The sequence below is a fragment of the Mesorhizobium sp. B2-5-11 genome, assembly GCF_006440835.1.
In the GTDB taxonomy this organism is placed as follows: domain Bacteria; phylum Pseudomonadota; class Alphaproteobacteria; order Rhizobiales; family Rhizobiaceae; genus Mesorhizobium.
Map to the genome: position 1 here is coordinate 38,340 of NZ_VFUK01000003.1, position 15,077 is coordinate 53,416.

Sequence of the window (15,077 nt, forward strand, 5' to 3'; positions counted from 1 at the left end):
CAGCGGGTGCGCGCCAAACAGTTCAAACTTTATCCTGGTATTGGTACTGCTATAATAGGATCATGGATGCTCCTTCTCATTCCGCTGAAGACAGCCGCCGGCGCGAGCTCGGCGCCTTCCTGCGCTCGCGCCGCGAGAGGCTTTCGCCACAGGCCGCCGGCATTGCCTGCGGCGCGCGGCGGCGCACGCCGGGCCTGCGGCGCGAGGAGGTGGCGATGATCGCCGGTGTCGGCACCACCTGGTACACCTGGCTGGAACAAGGCAGGGATGTCAGGCCCTCGGTGGAGGTGCTGGCGGCGCTCTGCGAGGCGCTGCGCCTCGACGCTGTCGAGAAGCGGCATTTGTTCATCCTCGCCGGCCGCCAGCAGCCGGAGCGTCGTGGGGCAACGCCCGAAAAGGTCGACGGGCCGTTGCTGCACATGCTGCAAAGTCTTGTGCTGCAACCCGCTTATGTGGTTGGCCGGCGCTGGGACGTGCTCGCCTGGAACCCGGCAGCCGTCGCGGTGTTCGGCGATTATGGCTTGCTGGAAGGCGACGCCCGCAACATCGTCCACATGGTGTTTACAAGCCCGCAGCACCGTCGCCTGCTCGTCGACTGGGAAGAGCTTGCTCGCGTGGTGCTCGCTTCGTTTCGCGCTGAAAGCGCCAAATATGTCGGTGATCCCGATTTCGACCGGCTGGTCGCGCTGATGATGCGCTCGAGCCCCGAGTTCCGCGATTGGTGGCCCCGACGTGACGTGGCGCGAAAGCTGACGGGTCTGAAGCACGTCCGCCATCCGACGGCCGGCGCCATGGCCTTCGAGCACATGAGCCTGTCGATCGACGATGGATCCGACATGCGGCTGGTCGTCTACACGCCGCTGGCCGAGCAGAACTCGATCGCCAAGCTGCAGAGCTTGCTTGATGCGCTGCCGGCCGAGCGGCGCAGCGCGTGAGCCTTCAGGGCAGGGTCAGGCCTTCGGCTTCAATCCGTCGAGGAACAATTGCTCCAGGAACCTCGCTGCGTCCTCGAAGCGGCCGTCGCCGCCACGGTTCGGGCCGAGCACGGCGCGGACCTGGACGTCGAAATCGGCATAGTGCTGGGTCGTCGCCCAGATCGAGAAGATCAGGTGCCAAGGATCCGTCCTGGCGATCTTGCCGGCGCGCATCCAGCCCTTGATGACGGTTGCCTTCTCGTCGACCAGCGTCTTCAGTTCGCCGGTCAGCAAGGGCATGATGCGTGGTGCGCCCTGCAGAATCTCGTTGGCGAACAGCCGGCTCTCGCGCGGAAAATCGCGCGCCATTTCAAGCTTGCGCCTGATGTAGCTCCTGAGCTCGGTCAGGGGATCGCCGATGTCGTCGAGTTCCCTGAGCGGCGCCAGCCATGTGTCGAGCAGGCGCTGCATCAGCGTCTCGTGAATGTCTTCCTTGCGGCGAAAGTAATAGAGCAGGTTGGGCTTCGACATCCCAGCGGCTTCGGCGATCTGGTCGATGGTCGAGCCGCGGAAGCCATTGGTGGAGAACACCTCGAGCGCGGCTTCGAGAATGAGTTCGCGCTTCTCCTGCTGGATGCGGGTGCGGCGAGGGGCTTCCGTGCTGGTGTTCACCGTTGCGCGCCCTCGTGTTGAAAGCGGTCTGGCCCAATTCTCTGGACCAGTTTTTCCCCGGCCTGTGGAACGCACTTCAGGAGCCGCATTTCCGCTAGTAATCCCTTGACCGCCGACAGGGCGGTGCTAACGTTTGTCCAATCGGTCAAAAATTTGCGTAGCACGAAAGCGCGGCAAAGACCAAGCGTTGGACGTACCGAAACAGGTTACAAGGGGAAGTCTTGGTCATGTCCAACCGGCTGAAAGTCACGCCGAACGATCTCAGTGCATTCTGGATGCCGTTCACGGCAAACCGGCAGTTCAAGCAGGCGCCGCGCATGTTCGTGTCCGCCAAGGACATGCACTACACGACCAGCGACGGCCGCAAGGTGCTGGACGGCACCGCCGGCCTCTGGTGCGTCAATGCCGGCCATTGCCGGCCCAAGATCACCGAGGCGATCCAGCAGCAGGCCGCCGAGCTCGACTACGCTCCGGCCTTCCAGATGGGCCACCCGATCGTGTTCGAACTGGCCAACCGCCTGGTCGACGTCGCGCCGAAGGGCATGGATCACGTGTTCTTCACCAATTCCGGTTCGGAATCGGTCGAGACCGCGTTGAAGATGGCGATCGCCTATCACCGCGTGAAGGGCGAGGGCTCGCGCACCCGCCTGATCGGACGCGAGCGCGGGTATCACGGCGTCAATTTCGGCGGCATTTCGGTCGGCGGCATCGTCACCAACCGCAAGATGTTCGGCACGCTGCTCGGCGGCGTCGACCATATGCCGCACACGCACCTGCCGGAGAAGAACGCCTTCTCCAAGGGCGTGCCGGAACATGGCGCGGAGCTGGCCAATGAGCTGGAGCGCATCGTGGCGCTGCATGACGCCTCGACCATCGCGGCCGTTATCGTCGAGCCGGTCGCCGGCTCCACCGGCGTCATCCTGCCGCCCAAGGGCTATTTGCAGAAGCTGCGCGAAATCTGCACCAAGCACGGCATCCTGTTGATCTTCGACGAGGTCATCACCGGTTTCGGCCGTCTTGGCGCGCCGTTCGCGGCCGACTATTTCGGCGTCACGCCTGATATCATGACCACCGCCAAGGGCGTCTCCAACGGCGTCATCCCGATGGGCGCGGTGTTCGTGAAGAAGGAAATCCACGACGCCTTCATGACCGGCCCCGAGCACATGATCGAGTTCTTCCACGGCTACACCTATTCCGGCAATCCGATCGCCTGCGCCGCGGCGCTCGGCACGCTCGACACCTACAAGGAAGAGGGCCTGCTCACACGCGGCGAGGAACTGGCGCCCTATTGGGAAGACGCGCTGCATTCGCTGAAGGGCGAGCCGCATGTCATCGATATCAGGAACATCGGCCTGATCGGTGCGATCGAGCTGGCGCCGATCGCCGGGCAGCCGACCAAGCGTGCCTTCTCGGCCTTCGTCAAGGCGTTCGAGCGCGGCGCGCTGATCCGCACTACCGGCGACATCATCGCGCTGTCGCCGCCGCTGATCATCACCAAGGGCCAGATCAACGAACTGATCGATCATGTGCGTGAGGTACTGAGGTCGATCGATTGAAGAACTGGGCGCGGATATCCCTCCCCCTCGAGGGGAGGGTGGCCGCGAAGCGGTCGGGTGGGGTCGGTGCGACGGGGTGCCGACCTGATCTGTTGCCGCGAGGCTGCCGTTGATGCCCCGCACTCGCGTGAGCTACGAAATGCGCCAAAAGGCGCGCGCGCTTCGAGTTCACGCAACCAGGGGTGAATCCTTGCTCTGGTATGAACTGCGCGAGCTGAAATCGGCCGGCATCAAGTTTCGTCGTCAGTGTCCGATCGGGCCTTATATCGTTGACTTTGCCTGCCTCGCCGTGAAGCTGATCGTTGAAGTTGATGGCGATCTGCACGAACACGAGAAGGGCAAGCGGCATGATGCCGTTCGTGATGCCTATCTGCGCTCGCTCGGCTTTGATGTCTTTCGCGTCGATGAGCCCGATGTCATAAACAACCCTTGGCATGTTGCGCAGGTGGTCAAAGGGAAGGTCGAGCGCATGTCCGGCGATCCCACCCGACCGCTTCGCGGCCACCCGCCCCTCGAGGGGGAGGGGAACGCCACGCAATTGGAGAGGTTTTGAATGGCCGCACCCGGCGAGAATCTGCGAATCAATTCAGACCGTTTGTGGGATTCCATCATGGAGATGGCGAAGATCGGCCCCGGCATTGCCGGTGGCAACAATCGCCAGACCGTGACCGACGAGGACGGCGAGGGCCGGCATCTGTTCAAGCGCTGGTGCGATGCCGCCGGGCTCGAAATGGGCATCGACGAGATGGGCACCATGTTTGCCAGGCGCGAAGGCGCCGATCCCAGCCTGCCGCCGGTCTATGTCGGCAGCCATCTCGACACGCAGCCGACCGGCGGCAAATATGACGGCGTGCTCGGCGTGCTCGGCGGCCTGGAGATCGTCCGCTCGCTCAATGATCTCGGCATCAAGACCAAACATCCGATCGTGGTCACGAACTGGACCAACGAGGAAGGCTCGCGCTTTGCCCCGGCGATGATGGCGTCCGGCGTATTCGCCGGTGTGCTCGACCAAGCCGACGTCTACGAGCATACGGACAAGAACGGCAAGAAATTCGGCGAGGAACTGGAGCGTATCGGCTGGAAGGGCACGGAGAAGGTCGGCGATCGCAAGATCCACGCGTTTTTCGAACTGCATATCGAGCAAGGGCCTATCCTCGAGGACGAAGGCATCGACATCGGCGTCGTCACCCATGGACAGGGGCTGAAATGGCTGCAGGTGACGCTTACCGGCAAGGAGGCGCATACCGGCTCGACGCCGATGCCCAAGCGCCGCAATGCCGGGCTCGGCATGGCGCGCGTGATCGAACTGGTGCACGAGATTGCCATGGACTACCAGCCGGACGCCGTCGGCGCGGTCGGCCACATGGAAGTCTATCCGAACTCGCGCAACATCATCGCCGGGCGCACGGTCTTCACCATCGACATCCGCTCGCCGGAGAAGGAAGTGCTCGACGCCATGGATGGGCGCATCCGCGAAGGCATCGACACGATATGCGAGGCGCTCGACATCCAGTACAAGATCGAGCAGGTCGGCCATTTCGATCCGGTCACCTTTGACAAGGGCTGCGTCAAGGCGATCCGTGATGCCGCCGACCGGCTCGGCTACACGCACCGCAACATCGTCTCGGGCGCGGGCCACGACGCCTGCTGGATCAACCGCGTCGCGCCGACCGCCATGGTGATGTGCCCCTGCGTCGACGGTCTCAGCCACAACGAGGCCGAGGAGATCTCCAAGGAATGGGCGGCGGCAGGAGCCGACGTGCTGTTCCATGCCGTGGTGGAGACAGCGGTCATCGTGGAGTAAGCTGGAAAGCTGGATTTCCAAACGCTGCTCGCAAGAAGCGCGAAGGAACAAGGGAACGAGAAAAATGACCAAAGTCATCAGAAACGGCACCATCGTTACCGCCGACCGCACATCGAAGGCCGACGTGCTGATGCAGCACGGCAAGATCGTCGCCATTGGCTCCGACCTGCACGGCGACCATGAGTTCGACGCCACCGGCTGTTATGTCATGCCAGGTGGTATCGATCCGCATACTCATCTCGAAATGCCGTTCATGGGCACCTATTCGGCCGACGATTTCGAGTCCGGCACGCGCGCGGCACTAGCCGGCGGCACGACGATGGTGGTCGATTTCTGCCTGCCGTCGCCGCAGCAGTCGCTGCTCGAGGCCTTGCAGATGTGGGACAACAAGACCTCGAAGGCGTCCTGCGATTATTCCTTCCACATGGCGATCACCTGGTGGGGCAAGCAGGTGTTCGACGAGATGGCCACCGTCGTCGACAAGGGCATCACCTCGTTCAAGCATTTCATGGCCTACAAGGGCGCGCTGATGGTGGACGACGACGAGATGTATGCGTCGTTCCAGCGCTGCGCCGAGCTCGGCGCGCTGCCGCTGGTGCATGCCGAGAATGGCGACGTGGTCGCGGCGCTCTCGCAGAAGCTGCTTGCCGCCGGCAACAATGGCCCGGAGGGGCACGCCTATTCGCGCCCGCCGGAAGTGGAAGGCGAGGCGACCAACCGCGCCATCATGATCGCCGACATGGCCGGCGTGCCGCTCTACGTCGTGCATGTTTCCTGCGAGCAGGCGCACGAGGCCATCCGCCGGGCGCGTCAGAAAGGCATGCGGGTGTTCGGCGAGCCACTGATCCAGCACCTGACGCTGGACGAGAGTGAGTATTTCGACAAGGACTGGGACCATGCGGCGCGCCGCGTGATGAGCCCACCCTTCCGCAACAAATTACACCAGGATTCGCTGTGGGCCGGCCTGCAGGCGGGATCGTTGCAGGTGGTGGCGACCGACCACTGCGCCTTCACCACGGACCAGAAGCGCTTCGGCGTCGGCAATTTCACCAAGATCCCGAACGGCACGGGCGGCCTCGAGGATCGCATGCCGGTGCTGTGGACCAGGGGCGTCAACACCGGGCGGCTGACGATGAACGAATTCGTCGCCGTAACCTCGACCAACATAGCCAAGATCCTCAACATGTACCCGAAAAAGGGCGCCATTGTCGAAGGCGCGGATGCCGACATCATCGTGTGGGATCCCAAGCGCAAGAAGATCATTTCTTCGAAGAAGCAGCAGTCGGTCATCGACTACAATGTCTTCGAAGGCGTCGAAGTGACAGGCCTGCCGCGCTATGTCTTCTCGCGTGGCGAATTGTCGATCGAGGAGACCGAGGTGAAGGCCAAGCCTGGCCATGGCCAGTTCGTTGGCCGCGAGCCGAACGCGGCGGTTAACCGGGCACTGTCGACCTGGAAGGAGATCACCGCGCCGCGCAAGGTGGAGCGGACAGGCATTCCGGCGACTGGGGTTTGAGCTTGCGCAGCTCGAAAAGCGCCAAGAAACTGATGATCGCCGACAAGGACGGCACCGTCTGCGGGGAAGTTTCCGGGTGCTGATGATTGCCGAAGTTGGTGCTGCCCCTCATCGCCCTGCCGGCACCTTCTCCCCGTATAGGGACGGGGAGAAGGGAACTGAACGCAATCTTGGCGCCCTTTCCGGCAACGCTGGAAATCGGCGAAATCCTTCGCGAAATCGTCCTTCTCCTCGTCCCTATACGGGGAGAAGTGCCCGGCAGGGCGATGAGGGGCAGCGCAAACCTCAAGCAATTGGCCGATGGGCGCTTAGCCCCGCAAGGCCGGCTTCAGGCGACCAATGCATCCAGTTCCGGCAGCAGGACGACGCTTTCCTGCTCTTTGGGATCGGTGCGGGCAATGACGGCCGAAGACGGGGCCCCACTCAGATTGGCGGGCAGATGCGGCACGCCGGCCGGAATGTAGAAGAGGTCGCCGGCTTTGGCGACGATGTGGTTCTCAAGCCGGTCGCCGTACCAGGTATGGACCTCGCCGGAGAGCACGTAGATCGCCGTTTCATGGTTCTCATGCAGATGCGCCTTAGCGCGGGCGCCGGGCGGCATGGTGAGCACATGCATGCAGATACCAGATGAGCCGACCGACTCGGTGGCGATACCGGCGAAATAGGTCAATCCCTGCTTGCCTTCATAAGAGCTTTCAGGGCGGATAAGATGGCAAGTGGGTTGAGGCGACATCGGGGAAACTCCGGGCGTCGAATGAGTGGAACAAGACCAATGGGACTGGGCGAGTGGAAAACAACATCGCGATAAAAGCAATCGGAATCGGGCCGGCACTAAAGGGGCAGGAACAGGCAGGCCGCGGCCGATGACGGGGATTTCGCCAGCCGTCGTCGCGGCAAGCAAGCTTGGCCTGACCTTCCAGACCAATGACGGGCCGGTACAGGCGCTGTCCAATGTCGACCTGACCATCGGCAAGGGTGAGTTCGTTTCCTTCATCGGGCCGTCGGGCTGCGGCAAGACGACCTTGCTGCGGGTCATCGCCGATCTTGAGAAGCCGACCTCGGGGACCATTTCGGTCAACGGCATGACAGCAGAACAGGCGCGCGAGAAACGCGCCTACGGCTATGTCTTCCAGGCCGCCGCCCTGTTTCCCTGGCGCACCATCGAGCGCAACGTCGCGCTGCCGCTGGAGATCATGGGTCTGTCCGGGGCGGAGCAGGGAGAGCGGATCAGGCGCACGCTCGATCTCGTCAACCTTTCCGGCTTCGAGAAGAAGTATCCTTGGCAGCTTTCCGGCGGCATGCAGCAGCGCGCCTCGATCGCTCGCGCGCTCGCCTTCGATGCCGACCTTCTGTTGATGGACGAGCCGTTCGGCGCGCTGGACGAGATCGTGCGCGACCATCTCAACGGGCAATTGCTGCAATTGTGGGCGCGCACCAACAAGACCATCTGCTTCGTCACGCACTCCATTCCCGAGGCGGTGTATTTATCGACGCGCATCGTCGTCATGTCGCCGCGTCCGGGCCGCGTCAGCGACGTCATCGAATCGACGCTGCCGAAGGAGCGGCCACTCGACATCCGCGAGACGCCGGAGTTCCTGGCGATCGCCGCACGGGTGCGAGACGGCTTAAGGGCAGGGCACAGCTATGATGATTGAGCGGGGGCAGGATGGACTGGCGGCAGCGCCCCGAAAGGCGCCTCCACCTCACGAAGGAGCGGCCACCTACGCCTTCGTCATTCTAGGGCGGAGTAGCCGCGAAGCGGCATACGTAGACCCTAGGATCCATGCCGTGACGCCTGCCGAAAGGCGCAAACAGTCGAGAATATTCGGCAGGCTAAGCGGCGCGGAGGGAGCCATATTCCGAATGGTCGCGGAGCGGAGAGGTAACGGCATGAATTCTAGGGTCTGCGCCGCGTCGCTTCGCTCCTTGCTTCGCCCTAGGATGACGAAGGCAAGGGCCCCCGACCTCCGCTTCGCTCCGGCCACCCTCTCCCCGGTGGGGAGAGGAGAAGGGCGGCGCTAGATGGACACCTTCCGCTCAAAGGTCATCCCGGTAACCTCCATCCTCGCCGGCGTGGTCGTACTCTGGTACGTCTTCGCCGTCATACTCAACACGCCGTTCCAGCGCGATCTCGACCAACGTGCCAACGAAACGCCCGGCACCGTCGAGTTCATCGGCAAGACGCTCTCGCAGCCGAAGCCGACGCTGCCGGCGCCGCACCAGGTGGCGGTGAACTTTTTCGAGAACACGTTCCTGCGCAACGTCACTTCGAACCGCAGCCTGGTCTACAATGCCTGGGTGACGCTGTCCTCGACGCTGCTGGGCTTTGCCTTCGGCACGGCGCTCGGCATCATCATCGCGGTGGGCATCGTACATGTGGCGACGCTCGACCGCAGCCTGATGCCATGGATCATCGCCTCGCAGACCATCCCGATCCTGGCGGTGGCGCCGATGATCATCGTGGTGCTGGCGGCGATCGGCATCACCGGCCTGATCCCGAAGGCGATGATTTCGACCTATCTGTCGTTCTTCCCGGTGACGGTTGGCATGGTGAAAGGCCTGCGCTCGCCCGAGATCATGCATCTCGACCTGATGCACACCTACAATGCCAGCCGTGCGCAGACCTTCTGGAAGCTGCGCGTGCCGGCCTCGGTGCCGTTCCTGTTCACCTCGATGAAGGTGGCGGTGGCGGCCAGTCTGGTCGGCGCCATTGTCGGCGAACTGCCGACGGGCGCCGTCGCCGGCATCGGCGCCAAGCTGCTCGCTGGCGCCTATTACAGCCAGTCCATCGACATCTGGTCGGCGCTTGTCGCGGGCTCGATCGTGGCCGCGCTGCTGGTCATGGTGGTCGGCATTGCCGGGCGCCTCGTCGACCGCGCCATGGGCGGGAGGCCGGCATGAACCGGCTGAAGCCTTCCTGGCAGGCTGTGCTGGCCATCGTGCTGTGCCTGATGGCGGTCGCACTCGGCGCCATGTCGAAGCCGGAAGCGGCGGCGCTAGCGGACCCGACAACCAGCGCCAACTATCCCTATCTCGGAACGAAGGGCCTGATGTTTGGCCTTGCCATGCTGACGGCCCTGGTCTCGATGATCAGGATTTCGCGCTTTGTGGAAGCGGTCGTACTGTTCGTCGGCGCCCACCTCGTCGCCTGGCTGCTGATCTCAGGTATCGCTGGTTTCGAAGGCACGGCACTGGCGCCGTATTTCGTGCTGCTCACGGCCGCCTGGCTGCTTGGCTGGCGCTGCGTCGCGGTGCTATCGGGACTGCACCCCACCGCAAGCTGGATGCGCACGGCGCTGCGCCTGATCATCCCCGCCATCTTCGGCGCCTGGATCCTGATCATCTGGGAAGCGGTGACGCGTGGCGCCGGCATCCCGTTCATCCTGTTGCCGCCGCCGAGCGCCATCGGCGCGCGCATCGCCAGTTCGCTGCCGATCCTTGGCGCCGATGTCCGGCAGACCATCTTCAAGGCTGTTATCTTCGGCTATATCGTGGGCAGCGGCGCCGGCTTTGTCACGGCCATTCTCGCCGACCGGGTGCCGTTCCTGCGGCGCGGCTTGCTGCCCATCGGCAACATGGTCTCGGCGCTGCCGATCATCGGCGTGGCGCCGATCATGGTGATGTGGTTCGGCTTCGACTGGCAGTCCAAGGCGGCTGTCGTCATCATCATGACCTTCTTCCCGATGCTGGTGAACACCGTCGCCGGTCTGGCCGCGTCCGGCCATATGGAGCGCGACCTGATGCGCACCTATGCGTCGGGCTACTGGCCGACGCTTATCAAGCTCAGGCTGCCGGCCGCCGCTCCCTTCATCTTCAACGCGCTGAAGATCAACTCGACGCTGGCGCTGATCGGCGCCATCGTCGCCGAGTTCTTCGGCACGCCTGTCGTCGGCATGGGCTTCCGCATCTCGACCGAAGTCGGACGGATGAACATCGACATGGTCTGGGCCGAAATCGCAGTTGCAGCCCTTGCGGGTTCGGTCTTTTATGGTGTGGTCGCTCTTGTCGAAAGAGCCGTCACGTTTTGGCATCCCTCTGTCCGTGGTGGATAGGGGCGGTGGGTTTGGGCACTAACTCCAGAGGGAAAAAAATGAGAAGACTGATTGTTCCTGTACTGGCCGGCGCGATGTCGCTGGCCGCGTTCCAGGCAATGGCCGCCGACAAGGTGACGTTGCAGCTGAAATGGGTCACGCAGGCCCAGTTTGCCGGTTATTACGTCGCCAAGGCGAAGGGCTTCTACGAGGCCGAGGGTCTCGACGTCGACATCAAGCCGGGCGGTCCCGACATTGCGCCCGAGCAGGTGATCGCCGGCGGCGGCGCCGATGTCATCGTCGACTGGATGGGCGGCGCGCTGGCAGCCCGCGAAAAGGGCGTGCCGCTGGTCAACATCGCCCAGCCGTTCAAGAAGGCCGGCATGGAACTGGTCTGCCCGAAAGACGGCCCGATCAAGACCGAAGCCGACTTCAAGGGCCACACGCTCGGCGTCTGGTTCTTCGGCAACGAATATCCGTTCTACGCCTGGATGAACAAGCTTGGCCTCAAGACCGATGGCGGCCCGGATGGCGTCACCGTTCTCAAGCAGAGCTTTGACGTGCAGCCGCTGATTCAGAAGCAGGCGGATTGCATCTCGGTCATGACCTATAATGAATATTGGCAGCTGATCGACGCCGGCTACAAGCCGGAGCAACTCACCGTGTTCAACTACTCGGCGATGGGCAACGACCTGCTCGAGGACGGGCTTTATGCGTCGGAGGATAAGCTCAAGGATCCGGCCTTCGAGGACAAGATGGTGCGTTTCGTGCGCGCCTCGATGAAGGGTTGGAAATACGCCGTCGACAACAATGACGAAGCGGCGGAGATCGTCATGGACGGCGGCGGCCAGGACGAGAACCACCAGAAGCGTATGATGAGCGAAGTCGCCAAGCTCATCGACAATGCCGACGGCAAGCTCGACCCGGCGACCTATGAGCGTACCGCCAAGGCGTTGCTCGACCAGAAGATCATCACCAAGGAGCCGAAGGGCGCCTATACCACCGCGATCACCGACAAGGCGATCAAGTAGGCCTCAACGGCCTCGTGACGGGGCTTGATGGACGATGTTGGAGGGGCGGGCGACCGCCCCTTTTTCATGCGGCCAAATCACAAAAGCGTGTGCCTGGATACATTGGGGCGGCCGAGCGTTGCGTCGGAGGCATGCGCGTGCGGGGAGCCACGGCGGATGCTACAGCCAATCGGAGGTTCTTCATGCGCACACAGACCGTCTTGCCGACGCTTTCGGCGCTGGCCATTTCGACCGCTTTCCTGTTCGCGTCGCCGGCCCTGGCCGACATGATGAAGTTCAAGGCGACGCTCGATGGCAGCCAGCAGAGCCCACCCGTTACCACCAAGGGCAAGGGAACCGCCACATTCACCTTTGACACCGCCAAGAAGAAACTCAGTTGGAACGTCAAATACTCCGGCCTCAGCGGGCCGGCGACGGCCGCACATATTCATGGCCCGGCCGCGAAGGGGGAAAATGCGGACCCCGTAATCCCGTTCAAAAAACTCAAGAGCCCGATCAAGGGATCGGCGACATTGACCGATACGCAGGTGACCGATCTGGAGGCCGGCAAGTATTACGTCAACATACACACCGCGGCCAACAAGGACGGCGAGATCCGCGGTCAGATCGAAAAGGCGGCGGCGTCGATGTAACGCGACGTCGCTCGGGGCGCGCGCCCGTATTTGCTTGCGAAAGCTTTGCGGGACAGCGCCGCCCTTTCTCCTGCCGGAAACCGACTTTCAGGCCTTGTCTCTTATTTGCGTCATCGTTCGGGTCGGGGTGATTGCCTCCGGATCGAGCCGGATTTCGACGATTGCCGGCTTGCCGCTGGCGCGAGCACGCTCGAAGGCAGGGGCGAAGTCGGCGGTTTTCTCCACCGTTTCGCCATGGCCACCATAGGCACGCGCCAGGGCGGCGAAGTCCGGATTCTTGAGGTCCGTGGCCACCACCCGCCCGGGGTATTCACGCTCCTGGTGCATGCGGATGGTGCCGTAGATGCCATTATTGACGACGATGACGATGATCGGCAACCCGTATTGTACGGCGGTGGCGAATTCCTGCCCGTTCATCAGGAAGCAGCCGTCGCCGGCGAAAGCGACTACGGTGCGATCCGGATAAAGCGCCTTGGCCGCTACCGCCGCCGGCGTTCCGTAACCCATCGAGCCTGAGGTCGGCGCGCCCTGTGTGGCAAAGCGGCGGAAGCGATGGAAGCGGTGCACCCACGTGGCGTAGTTGCCGGCGCCGTTGGTCAGGATGGCATCGTCGGGCAGCACCGTTTCGAGATAGGTCATGATCAGCCCCATCTGGACGGCGCCCGGACCGCTTTCCGGTGGGGTCGACCAGTCGAGATAAGCGGCATGGAGCTTTGCCGTCTCCGCCGCCCAGCCCGGCGATGCCGGTCCCTTCCGGTTGGCGAAGGCGCGCACGAAGGCGGCGGGCGAGGCGTTGATCGCAAGCGTTGGACGGTAGACGCGGCCTAGTTCGCCGGCATCGGGGTGGACATGGACCAGCGTCTGGTCAGGGTAGGGGCTCTTCAGCAGCGTATAGTCCGAGGACGGCATCTCGCCCATGCGGCCGCCGATCAGCAGCACCAGATCGGCCTGCTTGATTGCTGTCGCCAGCTTCGGGTTGATGCCGATGCCGACATCGCCGGCATAGTTCGGGTGCAGATGATCGAACAGCATCTGGCGGCGGAAGGAGCAGCCGACCGGTAGCGACCACGCCTCGGCGATGCGGGTGATTTCCTGAACAGCCTGGAAATCCCAACGTGTGCCGCCCAGGATCGCGATCGGTCGTTTGGCGGCATTGAGCAGCGCCTCGAACCGGTCGAGTTCGGCTTCGGCGGGGCTGGTCTCGACCGGGGTGTAGGCGATCGCGGCCGGTGCATCGACGACACTGGTCAGCATGTCTTCCGGCAGCGAGATGACGACGGGACCTGGGCGTCCGGAGGTCGCCACGGCAAAGGCGCGGGTGACGAATTCGGGAATACGCGACGCATCGTCGATCTCTACCACCCATTTTGCGATGTCGCCAAAGAACCTGACATAGTCCACTTCCTGGAAGGCCTCGCGCTGCTTGGCGTGGCTGGCGACCTGGCCGATGAACAGGATCACGGGAACTGAATCCTGCATGGCGATATGGATGCCGGCGGAGGCATTGGTGGCGCCGGGGCCGCGGGTGACGAAGCAGATACCGGGTTTGCCGGTCAGGCGGCCTTGGCAGTCGGCCATCATGGCGGCGCCACCCTCCTGGCGGCAGACGATGGTGCGGATCGCCGAATCGTGCAGCGCGTCGAGCACCGCGAGGTAGGATTCGCCTGGCACGCAGAAGATACGGTCGGTGCCGTTGGCCTCGAGCGCGTCGACGATCAATTGTCCGCCGGTTTTCATTTTGCTCTCTCCAGTTCGGCAAGGATTTCGTCAGTATGTTCGCCCAGGCGGGGCGAGGGGCGCTCATAGACGAGCGGTGTTTCGGACATGATCATCGGTGCGCGAACCGAGGGCAGAAGATTGCCATGGCCGTCGTCGAGATCGAGCCGCATGCCGCGCGCGATCGCCTGCGGGTCGGCGAACATCTGTCCGATCGTGTTGATCGGGCTCGCCGGCACGCTGGCCGCTTCCAGCTTGGCCAGCAGCGGGTCGCGATCCTTGGTCTTCAGCGCCTCGACGATCCGCTCGCGTAGCGCCGCCCGGTTGGCGACGCGGGCCGGATTGGTGGCGAAATCGGGATTGCCGGGCAATTCGTCCAGCCCGACCACCGCGCAGAACCTGGCGAACTGGCCGTCATTGCCGACCGCCAGGATGATGTGACCGTCCCGGACCGGCAGCACCTCGTAGGGCGCGATGTTCATATGCGCGTTGCCCATCTGCACAGGCGACTTGCCGGAGACGAGATAGTTGAGGTTCTGATTGCCGAGCGCCGAGATCTGGGTGTCGAACAATGCCATGTCGATGTGCTGGCCTTCGCCGGTTTTTTCGGCGTGGCGAAGGGCCGCCTGGATGGCGATGACGGAATAGAGGCCAGTGAAGATGTCGGAGATGGCGACGCCGGCCTTCTGCGGCTCGCGTCCCGCCTCGCCGGTGATCGACATCATGCCGGCCATGCCCTGGATGATGAAATCGTAGCCGGCGCGCGGCGCGTACGGACCGTCCTGGCCGAATCCGGTGATCGAGCAATAAACGAGGCGCGGATTGATCTTGCGCAGGCTGTCATAGTCGAGTCCGTATTTCTTCAAACCGCCAAGCTTGAAGTTTTCGATCAGCACGTCAGACGTTGCCACCAGCCGGCGCACGGTTTCGGCGCCCTCCGGTGTCGAAAAATCGATGGCGATGGAGCGCTTGCCGCGATTGCAGGAATGGTAATAGGCGGCCGACAGGTTCTCGCCATCCTTGCCCATGACGAAGGGCGGGCCCCATTTGCGGGTGTCGTCGCCGCCGTCCGGGCTTTCGACCTTGATGACGTCGGCGCCGAGATCGGCAAGCAACTGCCCGGCCCAGGGCCCGGCAAGGATGCGGGCGAGTTCGACGACGCGGACGCCTTTCAGCGGGGGCTCAGCCATAAATCACCAGAATTG

Annotated in this window: 14 protein-coding genes; 10 read left to right on the top strand and 4 right to left on the bottom strand. The window is 63.2% G+C overall.

What is annotated here, in order from left to right:
- Positions 1-62: 62 nt before the first annotated feature.
- Positions 63-935, top strand: coding sequence for a helix-turn-helix transcriptional regulator (locus tag FJ490_RS11155; protein WP_140729196.1), 873 nt, complete (start codon positions 63-65; stop codon positions 933-935).
- Positions 936-950: 15 nt separating this feature from the next.
- Here the strand turns inward: FJ490_RS11155 and FJ490_RS11160 are convergent, their stop codons facing one another.
- Complete coding sequence (locus FJ490_RS11160) at positions 951-1,586, bottom strand: TetR family transcriptional regulator C-terminal domain-containing protein (RefSeq protein ID WP_140495120.1); 636 nt, start codon at positions 1,584-1,586, stop codon at positions 951-953.
- A 227-nt stretch (positions 1,587-1,813) separates the two neighbouring features.
- Between FJ490_RS11160 and FJ490_RS11165 the strand changes: the two genes are divergently transcribed.
- From FJ490_RS11165 to hydA, 4 genes are all read left to right on the top strand, one after another.
- The gene (locus FJ490_RS11165; RefSeq protein WP_140495122.1) at positions 1,814-3,142 is read left to right on the top strand and encodes an aspartate aminotransferase family protein; all 1,329 of its coding nucleotides are present in this window, start codon (positions 1,814-1,816) and stop codon (positions 3,140-3,142) included.
- A gap of 139 nt (positions 3,143-3,281) precedes the next feature.
- Entirely contained in the window at positions 3,282-3,695 is a 414-nt protein-coding gene (locus FJ490_RS11170; protein ID WP_224680270.1) for an endonuclease domain-containing protein, read from the top strand.
- Complete coding sequence (locus tag FJ490_RS11175; protein WP_140729195.1) at positions 3,696-4,946, top strand: Zn-dependent hydrolase; 1,251 nt, start codon at positions 3,696-3,698, stop codon at positions 4,944-4,946.
- 64 nt (positions 4,947-5,010) lie between these two features.
- Positions 5,011-6,462 carry a dihydropyrimidinase gene (hydA, locus tag FJ490_RS11180; RefSeq protein WP_140729194.1) on the top strand — a complete coding sequence of 484 codons (1,452 nt, stop codon included), beginning with the start codon at positions 5,011-5,013 and terminating at the stop codon, positions 6,460-6,462.
- A 328-nt stretch (positions 6,463-6,790) separates the two neighbouring features.
- On the opposite strand, the gene FJ490_RS11190 is transcribed toward hydA, so the two are convergent.
- Entirely contained in the window at positions 6,791-7,195 is a 405-nt protein-coding gene (locus FJ490_RS11190) for a cupin domain-containing protein (protein ID WP_140495129.1), read from the bottom strand.
- Between the two features lie 130 nt (positions 7,196-7,325).
- Here FJ490_RS11190 and FJ490_RS11195 point away from each other — a divergent pair, with 130 nt between their 5' ends.
- From FJ490_RS11195 to FJ490_RS11220, 5 genes are all read left to right on the top strand, one after another.
- A complete protein-coding gene (locus tag FJ490_RS11195; RefSeq protein WP_140495131.1) occupies positions 7,326-8,117 on the top strand; it encodes an ABC transporter ATP-binding protein in 792 nt (263 codons plus the stop codon).
- Between the two features lie 367 nt (positions 8,118-8,484).
- Positions 8,485-9,363, top strand: coding sequence for an ABC transporter permease (locus FJ490_RS11205; RefSeq protein WP_140495135.1), 879 nt, complete (start codon positions 8,485-8,487; stop codon positions 9,361-9,363).
- Entirely contained in the window at positions 9,360-10,514 is a 1,155-nt protein-coding gene (locus FJ490_RS11210) for an ABC transporter permease (protein ID WP_140580026.1), read from the top strand. Before FJ490_RS11205 ends, FJ490_RS11210 begins: the two co-directional genes overlap by 4 nt.
- A gap of 38 nt (positions 10,515-10,552) precedes the next feature.
- Positions 10,553-11,524 carry an ABC transporter substrate-binding protein gene (locus FJ490_RS11215; protein ID WP_140729193.1) on the top strand — a complete coding sequence of 324 codons (972 nt, stop codon included), beginning with the start codon at positions 10,553-10,555 and terminating at the stop codon, positions 11,522-11,524.
- 182 nt (positions 11,525-11,706) lie between these two features.
- Positions 11,707-12,156 carry a CHRD domain-containing protein gene (locus FJ490_RS11220; protein WP_140557483.1) on the top strand — a complete coding sequence of 150 codons (450 nt, stop codon included), beginning with the start codon at positions 11,707-11,709 and terminating at the stop codon, positions 12,154-12,156.
- A gap of 87 nt (positions 12,157-12,243) precedes the next feature.
- Here the strand turns inward: FJ490_RS11220 and FJ490_RS11225 are convergent, their stop codons facing one another.
- Positions 12,244-13,893 carry a thiamine pyrophosphate-binding protein gene (locus FJ490_RS11225; protein ID WP_140729192.1) on the bottom strand — a complete coding sequence of 550 codons (1,650 nt, stop codon included), beginning with the start codon at positions 13,891-13,893 and terminating at the stop codon, positions 12,244-12,246.
- On the bottom strand, positions 13,890-15,062 hold the full coding sequence (locus tag FJ490_RS11230; protein WP_140516648.1) for a CaiB/BaiF CoA-transferase family protein: 1,173 nt from the start codon (positions 15,060-15,062) through the stop codon (positions 13,890-13,892). The genes FJ490_RS11225 and FJ490_RS11230 overlap by 4 nt, the downstream gene beginning before the upstream one ends.
- Between the last annotated feature and the right edge of the window lie 15 nt (positions 15,063-15,077).